The sequence below is a fragment of the Cellulomonas sp. H30R-01 genome, from assembly GCF_010119915.1.
GTDB lineage: Bacteria > Actinomycetota > Actinomycetes > Actinomycetales > Cellulomonadaceae > Cellulomonas > Cellulomonas algicola.
In genome coordinates, this window is the sequence record NZ_CP048210.1 from 2517308 (window position 1) to 2531661 (window position 14354).

The following is a 14354-nucleotide window of genomic DNA, read 5'->3' on the forward strand; positions in this document are numbered from 1 at the left end:
GCAGACCGGTCGAGCGGCCCTCCTCCTCCGGGGGGAGGCCGGCGCGCCCCGGACCTGGCAGGGCGTCGCCGACCGGTCAGGACGCGGGGCGCTGACCCCCGACGGGGTCCCCGTCCGAGGCCGGCTCGCCGTCGTGCGTCGACCCCGACGCGTCGACGTCGTCGGTACGGGCCGCACCGGCCTCGACGTCCCCGGTGCGGCCCGCACCGCCGTCGGGGTTCGGCGCCGGTGCGCCTTCGGTGACGGGTGCGGCGTTGTCCGCCGCGTCCAGGTCGACGTCCGGGCCGGTCGCGGGGTGCGCGCCCGCTCGCGGCTCAGCCGGGGCGGGCGCGTCCTCGGACGCCCCACCGTCCGGCACGGCACCGTCGTCGGGCACCACGCCGAGGTCGAAGCCGAGCGCCCTCGCCGCGGTGGTCGGGCGCGGCTCGCTGGCCCACCGCAGCCCGAGGGCGTCGGCCGCGGCGAGCGACCGCAGCTCGGCCCGGTCGAGGTAGAGCACGCCACCGAGGTGGTCGGTCTCGTGCTGCACGATGCGCGCGGGCCAGCCGGACACGACCTCGTCGAGCGCACGGCCGCGCTCGTCGGCCCCGGTCAGGTGCACGTGCCGCGGCCGCGCGACGACGGCCTGGTACCCCACGACGCTGAGGCAGCCCTCGTAGAACGCGACACGCTCGTCGTCGACCGGCGCGTACCGGGGGTTCACGAGCACGCGGAACTCGAGCGGAGACCGCTCGCGGACCTGGCCGACGTCGCCGTCGGGCGGGCCCGCGTCCTCGATCACGGCGACCGCGACCGGCAGTCCGATCTGCGGCGCCGCGAGCCCGACACCGGGCGCGGCGTGCATGGTCGCCCGCATGACGTGCACGAGCGACTCGAGCTCGTCGTCGGCGAGCTGGCCGTCGTACGGCAGCGCCTGTGCGCGCAGCACGGGGTGGCCCGCCTGCACGATCGGGACCGTGCCGGTGCCGTGGGCGGCGTCCAGCAGCCGCAGGACGAGGTCGCGCAGCGCGACGTCCCGCTGCCGCGCGGACCCCGGGGTGCTCACAGGGCGAGCCGCGACGACACGACGTCCGCGAGCTCGCGCGCGACGCCGTCGGCCTCGGCCTGCGTCGCGGCCTCGACCATGACGCGGACGAGCGCCTCGGTGCCCGAGGGCCGCAGCAGCACGCGACCGGTGTCGCCCAGCCGCGCCTCGGCGGCACGCACGGCGTCGAGCAGCGGCTCGTCGCTCGCGGCGCGCCCCTTGTCGACGCCCGAGACGTTGACGAGCGTCTGCGGGAGCCGCTGCACGACCCCCGCGAGCTTGGCGAGCGGCTCACCGGTCTCCGCGACGCGCGCGGCGAGCTGCAGCGCGGTGAGGACGCCGTCGCCGGTCGTGGCGTGCGCGGCCATGATGATGTGGCCCGACTGCTCGCCGCCGAGCGAGTACCCGCCCGCCCGCATCGCCTCGAGCACGTAGCGGTCGCCCACCGCGGTCTCGACCGTGCGGACGCCGCGGTCACGCATCGCGAGCCGCAGACCGAGGTTGCTCATGACGGTCGTGACGAGCGTGTCGTCGGCGAGGGTGCCGGCGTCGCGCATGGCCAGCGCGAGGACGCCCATGATCTGGTCGCCGTCGACGAGGTTGCCGTCGGCGTCGACCGCGAGGCAGCGGTCCGCGTCGCCGTCGAACGCGACGCCGAGGTCGGCCTCCGACGCGACGACGGCCGCGAGCAGCTGCTCGGGGTGCGTCGAGCCGCACTTCTCGTTGATGTTGCGCCCGTCGGGCGACGCGTTGATGACGACGACGTCCGCGCCGGCCTGCCGCAGCGCCGCGGGGCCGACCTCGCTGGCCGCACCGTTCGCGCAGTCGACGGCGATGCGCAGGTTGCCGAGCGAGGGACGGATGGTCGCGACGAGGTGGTCGACGTAGTCGTCGCCCGCGCGGCCCGTGTCGAGCCGGATCCGGCCGACGTCCGCGCCGGTCGGGCGGTCCCACGCCTCGCCCATGCGCTTCTCGATGGCGCGCTCGAGGTCGTCGTCGAGCTTGTGCCCGCCGCGCGCGAGGAACTTGATGCCGTTGTCCGGCATGGGGTTGTGCGACGCGGAGAGCACGACGCCGAGGTCCACGCCGAGCTCGGCGGTGAGGTAGGCGACGGCGGGCGTCGGCAGCACGCCGACGTTGACCACGTCGACACCCGCGGAGGCCAGACCTGCAGCGACGGCGGCGGCGAGGAACTCGCCCGAGGCCCGGGAGTCGCGGCCGACGACCGCACGCGGGCGGTGCCCCTCGAACGCGCCGCTCGCGCCCAGCACGTGCGCCGCGGCGACGGACAGGTCGAGCGCGAGCTCGGCCGTCACGTCCCGGTTCGCCAGTCCTCGCACCCCGTCGGTGCCGAACAGTCGGGCCATCTCTGCACTCCCTTGTCACGCGACGTCGTCGGCGCGCCCCTGCGTCCCCGCCGTCTGTCCTGCTGTGCTCACGATCCCGCAGACACCGATGGCCCCGCTGGTCTTCCGACCGACGGGGCCATCGGGTGAGGCGCTGAGATCAGCGCTTCGAGTACTGCGGAGCCTTGCGGGCCTTCTTGAGACCGGCCTTCTTGCGCTCGACCACACGGGCGTCGCGCGTGAGGAAGCCGGCCTTCTTGAGGGCCGGGCGGTTGTGCTCGGCGTCGATCGCGTTGAGCGCACGGGCGATGCCCAGGCGCAGCGCACCGGCCTGGCCGGAGACGCCACCGCCGGTGATGCGCGCGACGACGTCGAAGCGACCCTCGACGTCCACGAGCTTCAGCGGCGAGTTGACGAGCTGCTGGTGCACCTTGTTCGGGAAGTAGTCCTCGAGCGTGCGCCCGTTGATCTTCCACTGGCCGGTGCCGGGGACCAGGCGCACGCGGGCGATGGCCTCCTTGCGGCGGCCCAGGGCCTGGCCGGGTGCGGTGATGGACTGACCGCGCCCCTGGGGGGCGGCCGTCTCGCTGGTGTAGCTGGTGGGCGTCTCGTCGCCCTCGAGGTCGATGTCGACCGTGGTCTCTGCCACTGGTGTCCTCGGTTCCTGTCTTCTCTACGCGCGGCGGCCGTCAGGCCTGCTGCGCGACCTGGGTGATCTCGAACGGCTTCGGCTGCTGGGCGGCGTGCGGGTGCTCGGCGCCGGCGTAGACCTTGAGCTTGCCGAGCTGCTTGGCAGCGAGCGAGCTCTTGGGGAGCATGCCGCGGACGGCCTTCTCGATCGCGCGCTCCGGGTGCTTCTCGAGGAGCTCGCTGTAACGCGTCGCCCGCAGACCACCCGGGTAGCCGGAGTGGCGGTAGGCGAGCTTGGTCTCGCGCTTGTTGCCGGTGAGGGCGACCTTGTCCGCGTTGATGACGATGACGAAGTCGCCGCCGTCGACGTGCGGAGCAAAGGTGGCCTTGTGCTTGCCGCGCAGCAGCGTGGCCACGTGGGTGGCCAGGCGGCCGAGGACGACATCGGTCGCGTCGATGACGTACCAGGTCCGCTCGACGTCGCCGGGCTTCGGGGTGTACGTACGCACGGGTCGTAAGCCTTCGTTCGTTGTGTCTGCATGTCACGGTCGTCGCGCGAGCGGCGCCGTGGAGGGCTGTCGGAGCATCCCTCCGGCGAGTGGGAACCGCACCGGGACGCCACCGCAGCGCTCAGGTGAGAAGTCCGGGCGCGCGACAGGGGACGCACAACAACGCACAACAGTACCTGCGGCCCGGAGGGGCGGTCAAAACAGGTGGCGTCGGATGCGCCACACCGTCCCGATCCTGGCCGTCGCACCGCGCCGGGCGGCGGTCACGACCGGTGCAGCGGGCGCGACGCGCGCAGCACGCGCTCCGTGAGGTCGTCGAGCGTCGGAGTCCGCAGCGCCCAGTGCTGCCAGAAGAGCGGCACGTCGAGCCACCGCCCGGGCGCGACGTCGACGAGCGCACCGGACGCCAGCTCGGCGGCCACCGCCTGCTCGGGCACCATCCCCCACCCGAGCCCGGCGCGCAGCAGCGCCACGAACGCCCCCTGCTCGGGCGCGTAGTGCAGCGGCAGCGCGGGCCGCGCATTCGTGACCTGCTGGACGAACGCGTGCTGGAGGCCGTCGGCGCGGTTGAACGCCACCGCGGGCACGTCGCCGAGGACGTCGGCGAGCACGCGCGGGGCCGGGTCGGGGTCGGCGAACCAGCGGTCCCGGACGTCCGGCGCCGCGAGTGCGAGGTAGCGCATCGACCCGAGCGGCCGCACGCGGCAGCCCTGCACTGCGCGACGCTCCGCGGTGACCGCCGCGGCGACGGTGCCGTCGCGCAGCAGCTGCGCGGACAGGTCCTGGTCCTCGCGCCGCAGGTCCACGAGCACGTCCCCGGGCAGGCCGACGAGGGCCGCGGGGAACCACGTCGAGAGCGAGTCGGCGTTGACGGCGACCGCGAGCCGCCGCCGGCCGCCGGGTTGCGCGCCCGCGACCGCACCGAGCTCCACGAGCGCGTCGCGGGCGAGCGCGTCGACCTGGCCCGCGAGCCGGACGAGGACCTCCCCGGCGGCGGTCGGGAGGCAGGGCCGCGAGCGCTGCACGACGACCCCGCCCACCTGCTGCTCGAGCGCCCTGATCCGCTGGCTCACGGCTGACGGCGTCACGTGCAGCGCGCGGGCGGCCGCGTCGAAGCTGCCCTCGTCGACCACCGCGGCGAGCGTGCGCAGGTGCTCGGTGTCGAATGACATGAAGTGATGCTAACGGTTCGGAAGAAACATGAACTGGTCTTCAGGACGTCGCCCGACCTACCGTCGACGCATGCTCCCCGCGGTCGTCACCGGCTTCCTCAGCGCGCTCTCGCTCATCGTCGCGATCGGCGCGCAGAACGCCTTCGTGCTGCGCCAGGGGCTGCGTCGGGAGCACGTCCTGCCCGTGGTCCTCGTGTGCGCCGGCGCCGACGCGCTGCTGGTCGCGGCGGGGATCGCCGGGCTGGGCGCGCTGGTCGGGGACCACCCCGTCGTGCTGCGCGTGATCAGGTACGCCGGGGCGGCGTTCCTGCTGGTCCTCGCGGTCGGCGCAGCCCGTCGGGTGGCGCGGCCCCAGCAGCTCGACCCCGCGAGCGACGGACCGGCCCGCCGCTCGGCCGTCCTGCTCACGTGCCTCGCGCTGACGTTCCTCAACCCGCACGTCTACCTCGACACCGTCGTGCTGCTCGGCGGGCTCGCGCAGCAGCACCCCGCCGCGGGCGGGTGGGCGTTCGGCGCCGGCGCGGTGGCCGCGAGCGTCGTGTGGTTCACCGCGCTCGGGTTCGGCGCCGGGAGGCTGCAGCCGCTGTTCGCGCGACCGCGCGCGTGGCAGGTGCTCGACGGCGTCGTCGCCGCCGTGATGGCCACGCTCGCGGTGCTGCTCGTCGTCGGCGGCTGACCTGCCCGGTCCGCCGCCGCGCTTCCGCGGGCGACCAGCCGGCGGCCGGGCCCTACGCGTCCGTGCGCGGCGTCTGACGCCGGCTCGGCAGGAGCGCCTGCAGGTCCGCGACGGGCACGACGCCCGCGTGCCGCCCGCGCCGGGCGCGCGCCCGGTCGACGAGCGTGCCGAGCGCCTCGTGCAGCGCCGCGCGCTGCGCCTCCGCGACACGGTGCCGCTCGTCGGCCAGCAGGTGGTCGCTGAAGTCGCAGCGGTCGTGGGACAGGTCACCGAGCTGACGCATGAGGACGCCCGACGCGAGCGCGATGCGCTGCAGCGCCTGCGCGCACCGCTCGAGCTCCTCCTGGTCGTCGGTGTCGGTCAGCTGGACGTGCGACAGCCACTCGGCCAGCGTGCCGAGCGCCGCGGCGTCGTCGACGCGCGCAGGGCGGTGGACCCACGGGACGGTGGTGTTCGACATGGCGTCATTGTGCGCCGCACGCGACGGCGTGGGCGGGTGAGAAACGTCGACATGCAGGACGTGCGTCCCAGGTCGTACGGCAACCGGGTGACAGCCGCTGGGCCTTCTGGTGGACGCCTGTCCAGGGAAGCGCTCGCCCGCGCCGGTCGCAGGGATCGGTCGCGGGTCGACGCGGTGATCGCCGCCGGAGGCGTCCGTGTCGACGCGCCCGAGCCAGCGTGCCCCCGTCAGCGAGCCCGCTCGACCCGCGCCGCGTCCCACACCGGCTCGGGCGTCTCGACGACCGACCCGTCGGCCGCGAACACGAGGAACCGGTCGAACGTCCGGGTGAACCACCGGTCGTGCGTGACCGCGAGCACCGTGCCCTCGAACGCCGCGAGCCCGGTCTCGAGCGCCTCCGCGGAGTGCAGGTCGAGGTTGTCCGTCGGCTCGTCGAGCAGCAGCAGCGTCGCACCTCCCAGCTCGAGGAGCAGGATCTGGAGCCGCGCCTGCTGACCGCCGGACAGCGTCTCGTACGCCTGCTCGGCCTGGTCGACGAGCTCGTACCGGTCGAGCGCACGGCTCGCCTGCTCGCGCCCGAGCCCCGCCCGGTGGGCGTCACCCCGGTGCAGGATCTCGAGCAGCGTCCGACCCACCAGCTCCGGGTGCGCGTGGTTCTGGGCGAACCACCCCGGCCGCACGCGGGACCCCAGGACGACCGACCCGGTGTGCCGCACGGGCGCGACCGCCGTCTCCCCCGCGGGCTCGTGCTCGGGGCCCGGGTCCGAGCCACCGGCCGCGAGCAGCCGCAGGAAGTGCGACTTGCCCGACCCGTTCGACCCGAGGACCGCGACGCGCTCGCCGAACCACACCTCGAGGTCGAACGGCTTCATCAGGCCCGTGAGCTCGAGGCTCGTCGCGACCACCGCACGCTTGGCCGTCCGACCGCCGCGCAGGCGCACGCGCACCGACTGCTCGCGCACCTTCACCATCGGCGGACCGGCCTCCTCGAACTTGCGCAGCCGCGTCTGCGCCGCCTGGTACCGCGACGCGAGCCCGTCGTTGAACGCCGCCTTCGTCTTGAGCGTGAGCACCAGCTCCCGCAGCTTCGCGTGCTCCTCCTCCCAGCGCCGCATGAGCTCCTCGAGCCGCGAGCGCCGGTCCTCGCGCGCCTGGTGGTACGTCGAGAACCCGCCTCCGTGCACCCACACCGACGCCCCGACGGCGGTCGGCTCGAGCGTCGCGACGTGGGTCGCCACCCGCGACAGCAGCTCGCGGTCGTGGCTCACCAGCAGCACCGACTTCGGCGACGTCACCAGCCGGTCCTCGAGCCAGCGCTTGGTCGGCACGTCGAGCGCGTTGTCCGGCTCGTCGAGCAGCAGCACCTCGTCGGGACCGCGCAGCAGCGCCTCCAGCACCAGGCGCTTCTGCTCGCCGCCCGACAGCGTCCGCACATCCCGGTGCTGCGCCCGCTCGAACGGCACCGACAGGACCGCGTCCGTGACGCGGTCCCAGCCCGCCTCGGCCTCGTACCCGCCGACGTCCGCCCAGTCCACGAGGGCCTGCGCGTACCGCATCTGCGCAGGCTCGTCGTCGACCTCCATGATCCCGAGCTCCGCCGCGGACAGCTCGACCGCCGCGTCCCGCACCGCAGCCGGCGCGAGCGACGCGAGCAGGTCACGCACCGAGCGGTCGTCGTCGATCCTCCCGACGTCCTGGCGCATCACGCCCAGACCGCCGCTGCGCTGCACCGACCCCGCGTGCGGCTGCTCGTCACCGGCGACGATCCGCAGCAGCGTCGACTTGCCGACCCCGTTCGGGCCGACGAGCGCGACGCGCGCACCCTCCCCCACCCGGAACGTCACGTCGTCGAGGAGCGGCCGGCCGTCCGGCAGGACGTAGCCGATGCCGCCGATGTCGAGATGACCCATGCCGCACAGTCTGACCGGCCCGTGCGCCCTGGCCGAACCTCATTGCCCCGCCGTCCCCTGGCGGAGCGTCGCGGCCGGTGCGAGGGTCGGAGCATGAGCGACGAGACACCTGCCACCCGGACCGATGCCGCACTCGGCAGCGAGGGCGACACCGACCAGCTCCCCGGCGAGGACACCCTCGTCGAGCGGGGCGTCGACGACCACCTCGACGAGGGCTACACGCCCCCCGAGCGCGACCGCCCCCGCACGACCCACTACGGGGAGACGCACTGGGAGGAGGAGCACCGCGAGACCATCGACCAGCGGATCGAGCAGGAGGAGCCCGAGGTCTGGGAGCAGCGCCCGCGCGTCACCGGCGACCGTGAGGAGCTCCGTGCCGGCCGTCTGGTGGCGGACGACGACGCCGTCGAGTCCGGCGTGAACGACACCTTCGCGGTCGACGCAGGCGTCTCGGGCGGCGCCGCGAGCGCCGAGGAGGCCGCCGTCCACCTCATCGAGGAGGAGTACGTCGACGACCGCTACTACCAGGACGGCGAGGACGAGCGTCCCTGACGTCCGCCCGCGCGACCGACCGGCGGAGCCTCAGCAGCACCCCGGGGTCGCGTCGACGTCGTGCGCCTCGCGGCGTGCGCGGGTCTGCACCGCGCGCGCCGCGAGCGCGTCGTCCGCGGGGTAGCCGACCTCCTCGAGCGTGAGACCGTGCGCCGCGACGACGGCCGCACCCGCGTCCCGACGACGGCCGGCCAGCAGCTCCGCGGCCCACCCCACCGGGCGGCGCCCCTCCCCGACGGCGACGCACGCGCCGACGAGCGCCCGCACCATCGAGTGGCAGAACGCGTCCGCCTGCACCGTCGCCACCACCAGCCCCGCGTCGGCGGCCCCGGCCGGGCCGCGCGACCACGAGAACCGCTCCAGCGTGCGGATCGTCGTCGCCCCCTCGCGCGGCTTGCAGTACGCCGCGAAGTCGTGCCGCCCCAGCAGCGAGGCCGCGGCCGCGTCCATCGCCGCCACGTCCAACGGCCGGCGGTGCCACAGCACGTGCGCGCGGCTCAGCGGGTCACGCGCGGCGCTGTCGTCGCAGATCCGGTACGCGTAGCGCCGTCGCAGCGCGGAGAACCGGGCGTCGAAGCCCTCGGGGGCCCGCGTCACACGGTGGACGACGACGTCCGCCGGCAGCACGCCCGCCAGACGCGACACGAGCGCCGCCTCCGCGGTCGGGGCCGAGCGGCCCCGGGCCGCCTCCAGCACCTCGGGGGCGACGTCGACGTGCGCGACCTGACCCCGCGCGTGCACCCCCGCGTCCGTCCGGCCCGCGACGGTCACGTGCGGTGCCGGGACGCCGTGCGCCGCGGTGCGCAGCACCACCGCGAGCGCGTCCTCGAGCACGCCCTGCACCGTGCGCAGCGCCGGCTGCCGCGCCCACCCGCTGAACGCCGTGCCGTCGTACGCGAGGTCGAGCCGCAGCCGCGTCGCGCCCGCCGCCCCGTCGCGCGCCGTGCCGACCGGCCCGGCCGGCCTGGACGGAATGGACGGAATGGGCGGCGACGGTGCGGCCGCCGTCGGCGTGCCGCCCAGCTCGCTGCGGGCGTCGCTGGGTTCGCCGGGCGGCGCGTCGGTCGGCTCGGTGGGCGGGACGGTCACGAGGGACCACGGTAGTGCGGCGGCCGCCCGGGGCCCGCGCGCACGAGCCCCGCACGGCACCGTCCGACGTCCGCCAGCGGCTCGTCCTCGCGGCGAGGCCCAGCGGCTCGTCCTCGCGACGCCGCACCGTCCGACGTCCGCCAGCGGCTCGTCCTCGCGGCGACGCCGCACCGTCCGACGTCCGCCAGCGGCTCGTCCTCGTGACGAGGGATAGCGTGGCGACGTGCCGACGACGCCCGCCCACCCCTTCACCCTCGCGGTCGACTGCGGCGGCGGCGGGATCAAGGCGTCCGTGCTCGACGCCGCCGGCACGCTCCACGCCCCCGCCGTGCGCGTCCCCACCCCGTACCCGCTCTCCCCGTCGCGCCTCGTCGACACCATCGCCGCGATCGGCGCGGACCTGCCCGCCGCCGACCGCGCCACGGTCGGCATGCCGGGCATGATCCGCCACGGCGTCGTCGTGGCGACCCCGCACTACGTCACACGCGCCGGTCCCCGCACCGCGGTCGACCCCGCGCTGGTCGACGCGTGGACCGGGTGCGACATCCGGGCGGCGCTCCAGCAGCGCCTCGGCGTCCCGACGCTCGTCCTCAACGACGCCGAGGTCCACGGCGCGGGCGTGGTCTCCGGTACGGGCGTCGAGCTCGTCCTCACGCTCGGCACGGGCCTGGGCTCCGCGCTGTTCGACGGAGGTGTCCTCGCGCCGCACCTCGAGCTGTCGCACGCGCCCGTCCGCTGGGGCACGACGTACGACGCGTACGTCGGGCAGGTCGAGCGGACCCGGCTCGGCGACGGCCTGTGGTCGCGGCGCGTGCGACGCGTCGTCGAGGGTCTGCGGCCGGTGTTCCTCTGGGACCGCCTCTACCTCGGCGGCGGCAACGCCCGGCAGGTCACGCCGCAGGTGCTCGAACGGCTCGGTGACGACGTCGTCGTCGTGCCGAACCAGGCGGGGATCGTCGGGGGCGTCCGCGCCTGGACGCTCCACGCCTGAGCCGTACCGTCACCGACGTCACGACGCGGCCCGGCGGACACCCACGTCGGGCGAGACGGCCGCGGCTGCCACGCGCGACGCGTCGGTCCCGTCGACCTCGTCGAGCGCCTCGAGGACGACGCGCGTGAACCGCTCGGGTGCGACCAGGCTCACGAGGTGCGTCGCCCCGGGGACGACGACGAGCCGTCCGTGCCGGCACGCACGCAGGAACGCACGCTCGTCACCGCGGAAGTGGTCGTACCGCCCGTTGACGAGCCACACCGGCGCCTCGATCGTCGCCAGGTCGTCGAGCGGCGCAGCGGTGGCGACCTGCCGCAGGACGTCCTCGGTGACCAGCAGCGCGAACCCGCCGGCCCCCACGTCCACCGCCCCCGGGGCAGGCAGGAAGCGGCGCACCATGAACGCGTTGAGCCGCTCACCGTGGTCCGGCAGCAGCACGATCCCCCGCGCGGCGAGCGACCACCCCTCGACGAGCGGCCGGAGCGGGCGGGTCGAGCACGACGCCGCGACGAGCCCGGCGACCTGCTCGGGGTGGCGTGCCGCGTGCGCGATCGCCACGTAGCCACCGAGCGACAGCCCGACGACGAGCGCGCGCCCGCCGACGTCGTCGACGGCCTGACGGACCGTCGCGACCGCACCGTCGAACGTGAACGGCTCGCCCACGCGCGCACCGTGCCCCGGGAGGTCGACGGCGTGCGCCGTCCTGCCCGCGCGCTCGAGCGCCTCGACCTGCGCGCGCCACATCGTGCGCGACGTCCGCAGCCCGTGCACCAGGACGACCGGCAGCCCCATGCCACGACCCTACGGCGGACGCCCGGCTCTGCCACTGCGGATCACGGCGACGCCGCGCGACGCCCGGACGCGCGAGGGCGCGGCCTCCACGCGGAGGGCGGCCAGGACGCACGAGAGGCCCGGAACCAGCGCGGTTCCGGGCCTCTCGTCGGTGCTGCGGGAGGGTCAGGCCTTCTCGGCGTCGCCCTCGGTCGCCGCGGTGGTGTCCTCGGCCGGAGCCTCGGTCGCCTCGGCGTCGGTGGTCTCCTCGACCTCGGCGGCGGGGGCCTCGTCGGCCTTCTTCTCCGCCTTCGGCGCGGCCTTCGCGGTGGCCTTCGTGGCCTCCTTGACGACGGCCTGCTTCGGCGACAGCGGCTCGAGCACGAGCTCGATCACGGCCATGGGCGCGTTGTCGCCCTTGCGCGGGCCGATCTTCGTGATGCGCGTGTAGCCACCCTGACGCTCGGCGACGGCCGGCGCGATCTCGGTGAACAGGGTGTGCACGACACCCTTGTCCTTGACGACGGTCAGGACACGGCGGCGGGCGTGCAGGTCGCCGCGCTTCGCGAACGTGATGAGGCGCTCGGCGAGCGGGCGCAGACGCTTGGCCTTGGCCTCGGTCGTCGTGATCCGCTTGTGCTCGAACAGCTGCGTCGCGAGGTTCGCGAGGATCAGACGCTCGTGCGCCGGTCCGCCACCGAGCCGGGGACCCTTGGTGGGCGTGGGCATGATCTACTCCTTGAGTTCCAGTGATCGGCGACGCGCACCGGACCGTTCAGGCCCGGCGCGCGTTCCCCGGCGTCAGTACTGCTCGTCCTCGACGAAGTCGCCCTCGTCGTCGCCGTAGAAGGCCGACGCGGACGGGTCGAAGTCGAGCGGGCTGTCCTTGAGCGTCAGGCCGAGCTCGGCCAGCTTCTCCTTGACCTCGGTGATGGACTTCGCACCGAAGTTGCGGATGTCCAGGAGGTCGGCCTCGCTGCGCGCCACGAGCTCACCCACGGAGTGGATGCCCTCACGCTTGAGGCAGTTGTACGAGCGGATCGTCAGCTGCAGGTCCTCGATCGGCAGCGCGAGGTCCGCGGCGAGCGCGGCGTCGGTCGGCGACGGGCCGATCTCGATGCCCTCCGCCTCGACGTTGAGCTCACGCGCCAGGCCGAACAGCTCGACCAGCGTCTTGCCGGCGGACGCGAGCGCGTCGCGCGGGCTGATCGCGGCCTTGGTCTCGACGTCGACGACGAGCTTGTCGAAGTCGGTCCGCTGCTCGACACGCGTCGCCTCGACCTTGTAGGTCACCTTGAGGACGGGCGAGTAGATCGAGTCGACCGGGATCCGGCCGATCTCCGCGTCGAACGACTTGTTCTGGGCGGCGGAGACGTAGCCGCGGCCGCGCTCGACCGTGAGCTCGATCTCCAGCTTGCCCTTGTCGTTCAGCGTCGCCAGGTGCAGGTCGGGGTTGTGCACCTCGACCCCGGCCGGCGGAACGATGTCCGCGGCGGTGACGACACCCGACCCCTGCTTGCGCAGGTACATCACGACCGGCTCGTCGTTCTCCGACGAGACGACCAGGTTCTTGATGTTGAGGATGATCTCGGTGACGTCCTCCTTGACACCCGGCACGGTGGAGAACTCGTGCAGCACGCCGTCGATCCGGATGGAGGTGACGGCGGCACCGGGGATGGAGGACAGCAGCGTCCGGCGCAGCGAGTTGCCGAGCGTGTAGCCGAAGCCGGGCTCGAGCGGCTCGATGGAGAACCGCGAACGGTTCTCCGAGATGACCTCTTCGGTCAGGGTGGGGCGCTGTGCGATGAGCACGGTGGGTTTCCTCTCAGCGGGCGTCCGCCATATGACGCTCCGCAGTACTGCGTGACGGCCATGCCTCGGTCCGCATGACCGGTCGGACGAGTCACGCCGTGGCCGGTGCGTCGACGACGCGAGCACCGGCCACGGCCGAGCCGAGGGTCAGACGCGGCGGCGCTTCGGCGGGCGGCAGCCGTTGTGCGCCTGGGGCGTCACGTCCTGGATCGAGCCGACCTCGAGGCCCGTCGCCTGGAGCGAGCGGATCGCGGTCTCACGGCCCGAGCCCGGGCCCTTGACGAAGACGTCGACCTTGCGCATGCCGTGCTCCTGGGCACGACGCGCGGCGGCCTCGGCGGCGAGCTGCGCGGCGAAGGGCGTCGACTTGCGCGAGCCCTTGAAGCCGACCTGGCCGGAGGACGCCCACGCGATCACGGCGCCGGACGGGTCCGTGATGGAGACGATCGTGTTGTTGAACGTGCTCTTGATGTGCGCCTGGCCGTGGGAGACGTTCTTCTTCTCCTTGCGGCGCGGCTTGCGCACGGAACTGCGGGTCTTGGGAGGCATCTGCTTCTTCTCTCGTGGTCGTCAGGCTGCGTGTGCCGACGTCCCGGGACCTCTCGCCGTGCGGCGCGGTCCTCGCGGGACGTGCGGGTTACTTGCGCCCGGCCTTCTTCTTGCCGGCGACGGTGCGCTTCGGGCCCTTGCGGGTACGCGCGTTGGTCTTCGTGCGCTGACCGCGCACGGGAAGGCCACGGCGGTGGCGGAGGCCCTCGTAGCAGCCGATCTCGACCTTGCGGCGGATGTCCGCGGCGACCTCACGGCGGAGGTCACCCTCGAGCTTGAAGTTGCCCTCGAGGTAGTCACGCAGCGCGACGAGCTCGGTGTCCCCGAGGTCCTTCACGCGGACGTCGGGGCTGATGCCCGTGGCGGCGAGGGTCTGCTGGGCGCGCGTGCGACCGACCCCGTAGATGTAGGTGAGCGCGATCTCCAGCCGCTTCTCGCGGGGGAGGTCGACGCCGATGAGACGTGCCATGTGCCTGGTGGCTCCTGAACTGCGTCGGAGGTCTTCCGCACCGCCTTCCCGCGTGCTGCGGGCCCCGGCCTCCGACCGAGGGTTCGCCGGTCCGGACCGGGCTGCTGCCCGGCACCGTCCGGAGTGGCGGTGCGCTTGCCGGCCCCTGCCCCGGGGCCGATGGTCCCGTGCGGGACCGGTCGTGCTGCTCGACGTGCACCGCGGGACGGACCCGTGGCGCACCGTCAGGGCGTCAGCCCTGGCGCTGCTTGTGGCGCAGGTTCTCGCAGATCACCTGGACGCGACCGTGCCGGCGGATCACCTTGCACTTGTCGCAGATCTTCTTGACGCTGGGCTTGACCTTCATCGCGTTGATTCCTCCGCCGCCGCTGACCCACGGGCTCCCCCGGGGGCG

17 protein-coding genes are annotated in these 14354 nt (G+C 74.2%); 3 read left to right on the forward strand and 14 right to left on the reverse strand.

From position 1 onward, the window contains the following. Positions 1–76: 76 nt before the first annotated feature. The 5 genes from GXP71_RS20655 to GXP71_RS11200 form a co-directional block, all read right to left on the reverse strand. Entirely contained in the window at positions 77–1045 is a 969-nt protein-coding gene (locus tag GXP71_RS20655) for a peptide deformylase (RefSeq protein ID WP_162352726.1), read from the reverse strand. Continuing rightward, positions 1042–2391, reverse strand: coding sequence for a phosphoglucosamine mutase (glmM, locus tag GXP71_RS11185; RefSeq protein WP_162352727.1), 1350 nt, complete (start codon positions 2389–2391; stop codon positions 1042–1044). The genes GXP71_RS20655 and glmM overlap by 4 nt, the downstream gene beginning before the upstream one ends. Before the next feature lie 139 nt (positions 2392–2530). After that, positions 2531–3019 carry a 30S ribosomal protein S9 gene (rpsI, locus tag GXP71_RS11190; RefSeq protein WP_162352728.1) on the reverse strand — a complete coding sequence of 163 codons (489 nt, stop codon included), beginning with the start codon at positions 3017–3019 and terminating at the stop codon, positions 2531–2533. Positions 3020–3059: 40 nt separating this feature from the next. Next, on the reverse strand, positions 3060–3509 hold the full coding sequence (rplM, locus tag GXP71_RS11195; protein WP_013770203.1) for a 50S ribosomal protein L13: 450 nt from the start codon (positions 3507–3509) through the stop codon (positions 3060–3062). Between the two features lie 263 nt (positions 3510–3772). Then, a complete protein-coding gene (locus GXP71_RS11200) occupies positions 3773–4681 on the reverse strand; it encodes a LysR family transcriptional regulator ArgP (protein WP_162352729.1) in 909 nt (302 codons plus the stop codon). Between the two features lie 70 nt (positions 4682–4751). On the opposite strand from GXP71_RS11200, the gene GXP71_RS11205 reads away from it, so the two are divergent. Further along, entirely contained in the window at positions 4752–5357 is a 606-nt protein-coding gene (locus GXP71_RS11205) for a LysE/ArgO family amino acid transporter (protein WP_162352730.1), read from the forward strand. A 52-nt stretch (positions 5358–5409) separates the two neighbouring features. On the opposite strand, the gene GXP71_RS11210 is transcribed toward GXP71_RS11205, so the two are convergent. Together GXP71_RS11210 and GXP71_RS11215 are read right to left on the reverse strand one after the other, a co-directional pair. Beyond that, positions 5410–5817, reverse strand: a complete 408-nt coding sequence (locus GXP71_RS11210; RefSeq protein WP_162352731.1) for a hypothetical protein — start codon at positions 5815–5817, stop codon at positions 5410–5412. 227 nt (positions 5818–6044) lie between these two features. After that, the gene (locus tag GXP71_RS11215) at positions 6045–7727 is read right to left on the reverse strand and encodes an ABC-F family ATP-binding cassette domain-containing protein (protein ID WP_162352732.1); all 1683 of its coding nucleotides are present in this window, start codon (positions 7725–7727) and stop codon (positions 6045–6047) included. Positions 7728–7820: 93 nt separating this feature from the next. Here GXP71_RS11215 and GXP71_RS11220 point away from each other — a divergent pair, with 93 nt between their 5' ends. Further along, positions 7821–8279 (forward strand): DUF5709 domain-containing protein, encoded by a 459-nt coding sequence (locus GXP71_RS11220; protein ID WP_124343453.1) that lies wholly within the window; start codon positions 7821–7823, stop codon positions 8277–8279. Positions 8280–8309: 30 nt separating this feature from the next. On the opposite strand, the gene truA is transcribed toward GXP71_RS11220, so the two are convergent. After that, positions 8310–9254, reverse strand: a complete 945-nt coding sequence (gene truA, locus GXP71_RS11225) for a tRNA pseudouridine(38-40) synthase TruA (protein ID WP_162354311.1) — start codon at positions 9252–9254, stop codon at positions 8310–8312. Between the two features lie 337 nt (positions 9255–9591). On the opposite strand from truA, the gene GXP71_RS11230 reads away from it, so the two are divergent. After that, positions 9592–10359 carry an ROK family protein gene (locus GXP71_RS11230; RefSeq protein WP_162352733.1) on the forward strand — a complete coding sequence of 256 codons (768 nt, stop codon included), beginning with the start codon at positions 9592–9594 and terminating at the stop codon, positions 10357–10359. 18 nt (positions 10360–10377) lie between these two features. Here GXP71_RS11230 and GXP71_RS11235 read toward each other — a convergent pair whose 3' ends face one another. The 6 genes from GXP71_RS11235 to rpmJ form a co-directional block, all read right to left on the reverse strand. Next, entirely contained in the window at positions 10378–11151 is a 774-nt protein-coding gene (locus tag GXP71_RS11235) for an alpha/beta fold hydrolase (RefSeq protein ID WP_162352734.1), read from the reverse strand. Between the two features lie 165 nt (positions 11152–11316). Continuing rightward, positions 11317–11859 carry a 50S ribosomal protein L17 gene (gene rplQ / locus GXP71_RS11240; RefSeq protein ID WP_124343450.1) on the reverse strand — a complete coding sequence of 181 codons (543 nt, stop codon included), beginning with the start codon at positions 11857–11859 and terminating at the stop codon, positions 11317–11319. A 72-nt stretch (positions 11860–11931) separates the two neighbouring features. After that, a complete protein-coding gene (locus GXP71_RS11245; RefSeq protein WP_124343449.1) occupies positions 11932–12942 on the reverse strand; it encodes a DNA-directed RNA polymerase subunit alpha in 1011 nt (336 codons plus the stop codon). A 147-nt stretch (positions 12943–13089) separates the two neighbouring features. Beyond that, on the reverse strand, positions 13090–13491 hold the full coding sequence (gene rpsK / locus GXP71_RS11250) for a 30S ribosomal protein S11 (RefSeq protein ID WP_013770191.1): 402 nt from the start codon (positions 13489–13491) through the stop codon (positions 13090–13092). Between the two features lie 88 nt (positions 13492–13579). Further along, positions 13580–13960, reverse strand: coding sequence for a 30S ribosomal protein S13 (gene rpsM, locus GXP71_RS11255; protein ID WP_013770190.1), 381 nt, complete (start codon positions 13958–13960; stop codon positions 13580–13582). Positions 13961–14192: 232 nt separating this feature from the next. Further along, positions 14193–14306 (reverse strand): 50S ribosomal protein L36, encoded by a 114-nt coding sequence (gene rpmJ / locus GXP71_RS11260; RefSeq protein ID WP_013117849.1) that lies wholly within the window; start codon positions 14304–14306, stop codon positions 14193–14195. Between the last annotated feature and the right edge of the window lie 48 nt (positions 14307–14354).

What these genes read in the sequence shown, in the direction of transcription:
- glmM (WP_162352727.1), bottom strand. Translation starts at nt 2,391, where the DNA reads ATGGCCCGACTGTTCGGCACCGACGGGGTGCGAGGACTGGCGAACCGG.
- GXP71_RS11200 (WP_162352729.1), bottom strand. Translation starts at nt 4,681, where the DNA reads ATGTCATTCGACACCGAGCACCTGCGCACGCTCGCCGCGGTGGTCGAC.
- GXP71_RS11205 (WP_162352730.1), top strand. Translation starts at nt 4,752, where the DNA reads ATGCTCCCCGCGGTCGTCACCGGCTTCCTCAGCGCGCTCTCGCTCATC.
- GXP71_RS11210 (WP_162352731.1), bottom strand. Translation starts at nt 5,817, where the DNA reads ATGTCGAACACCACCGTCCCGTGGGTCCACCGCCCTGCGCGCGTCGAC.
- GXP71_RS11215 (WP_162352732.1), bottom strand. Translation starts at nt 7,727, where the DNA reads ATGGGTCATCTCGACATCGGCGGCATCGGCTACGTCCTGCCGGACGGC.
- GXP71_RS11220 (WP_124343453.1), top strand. Translation starts at nt 7,821, where the DNA reads ATGAGCGACGAGACACCTGCCACCCGGACCGATGCCGCACTCGGCAGC.
- GXP71_RS11235 (WP_162352734.1), bottom strand. Translation starts at nt 11,151, where the DNA reads ATGGGGCTGCCGGTCGTCCTGGTGCACGGGCTGCGGACGTCGCGCACG.
- rplQ (WP_124343450.1), bottom strand. Translation starts at nt 11,859, where the DNA reads ATGCCCACGCCCACCAAGGGTCCCCGGCTCGGTGGCGGACCGGCGCAC.
- rpsK (WP_013770191.1), bottom strand. Translation starts at nt 13,491, where the DNA reads ATGCCTCCCAAGACCCGCAGTTCCGTGCGCAAGCCGCGCCGCAAGGAG.
- rpsM (WP_013770190.1), bottom strand. Translation starts at nt 13,960, where the DNA reads ATGGCACGTCTCATCGGCGTCGACCTCCCCCGCGAGAAGCGGCTGGAG.
- rpmJ (WP_013117849.1), bottom strand. Translation starts at nt 14,306, where the DNA reads ATGAAGGTCAAGCCCAGCGTCAAGAAGATCTGCGACAAGTGCAAGGTG.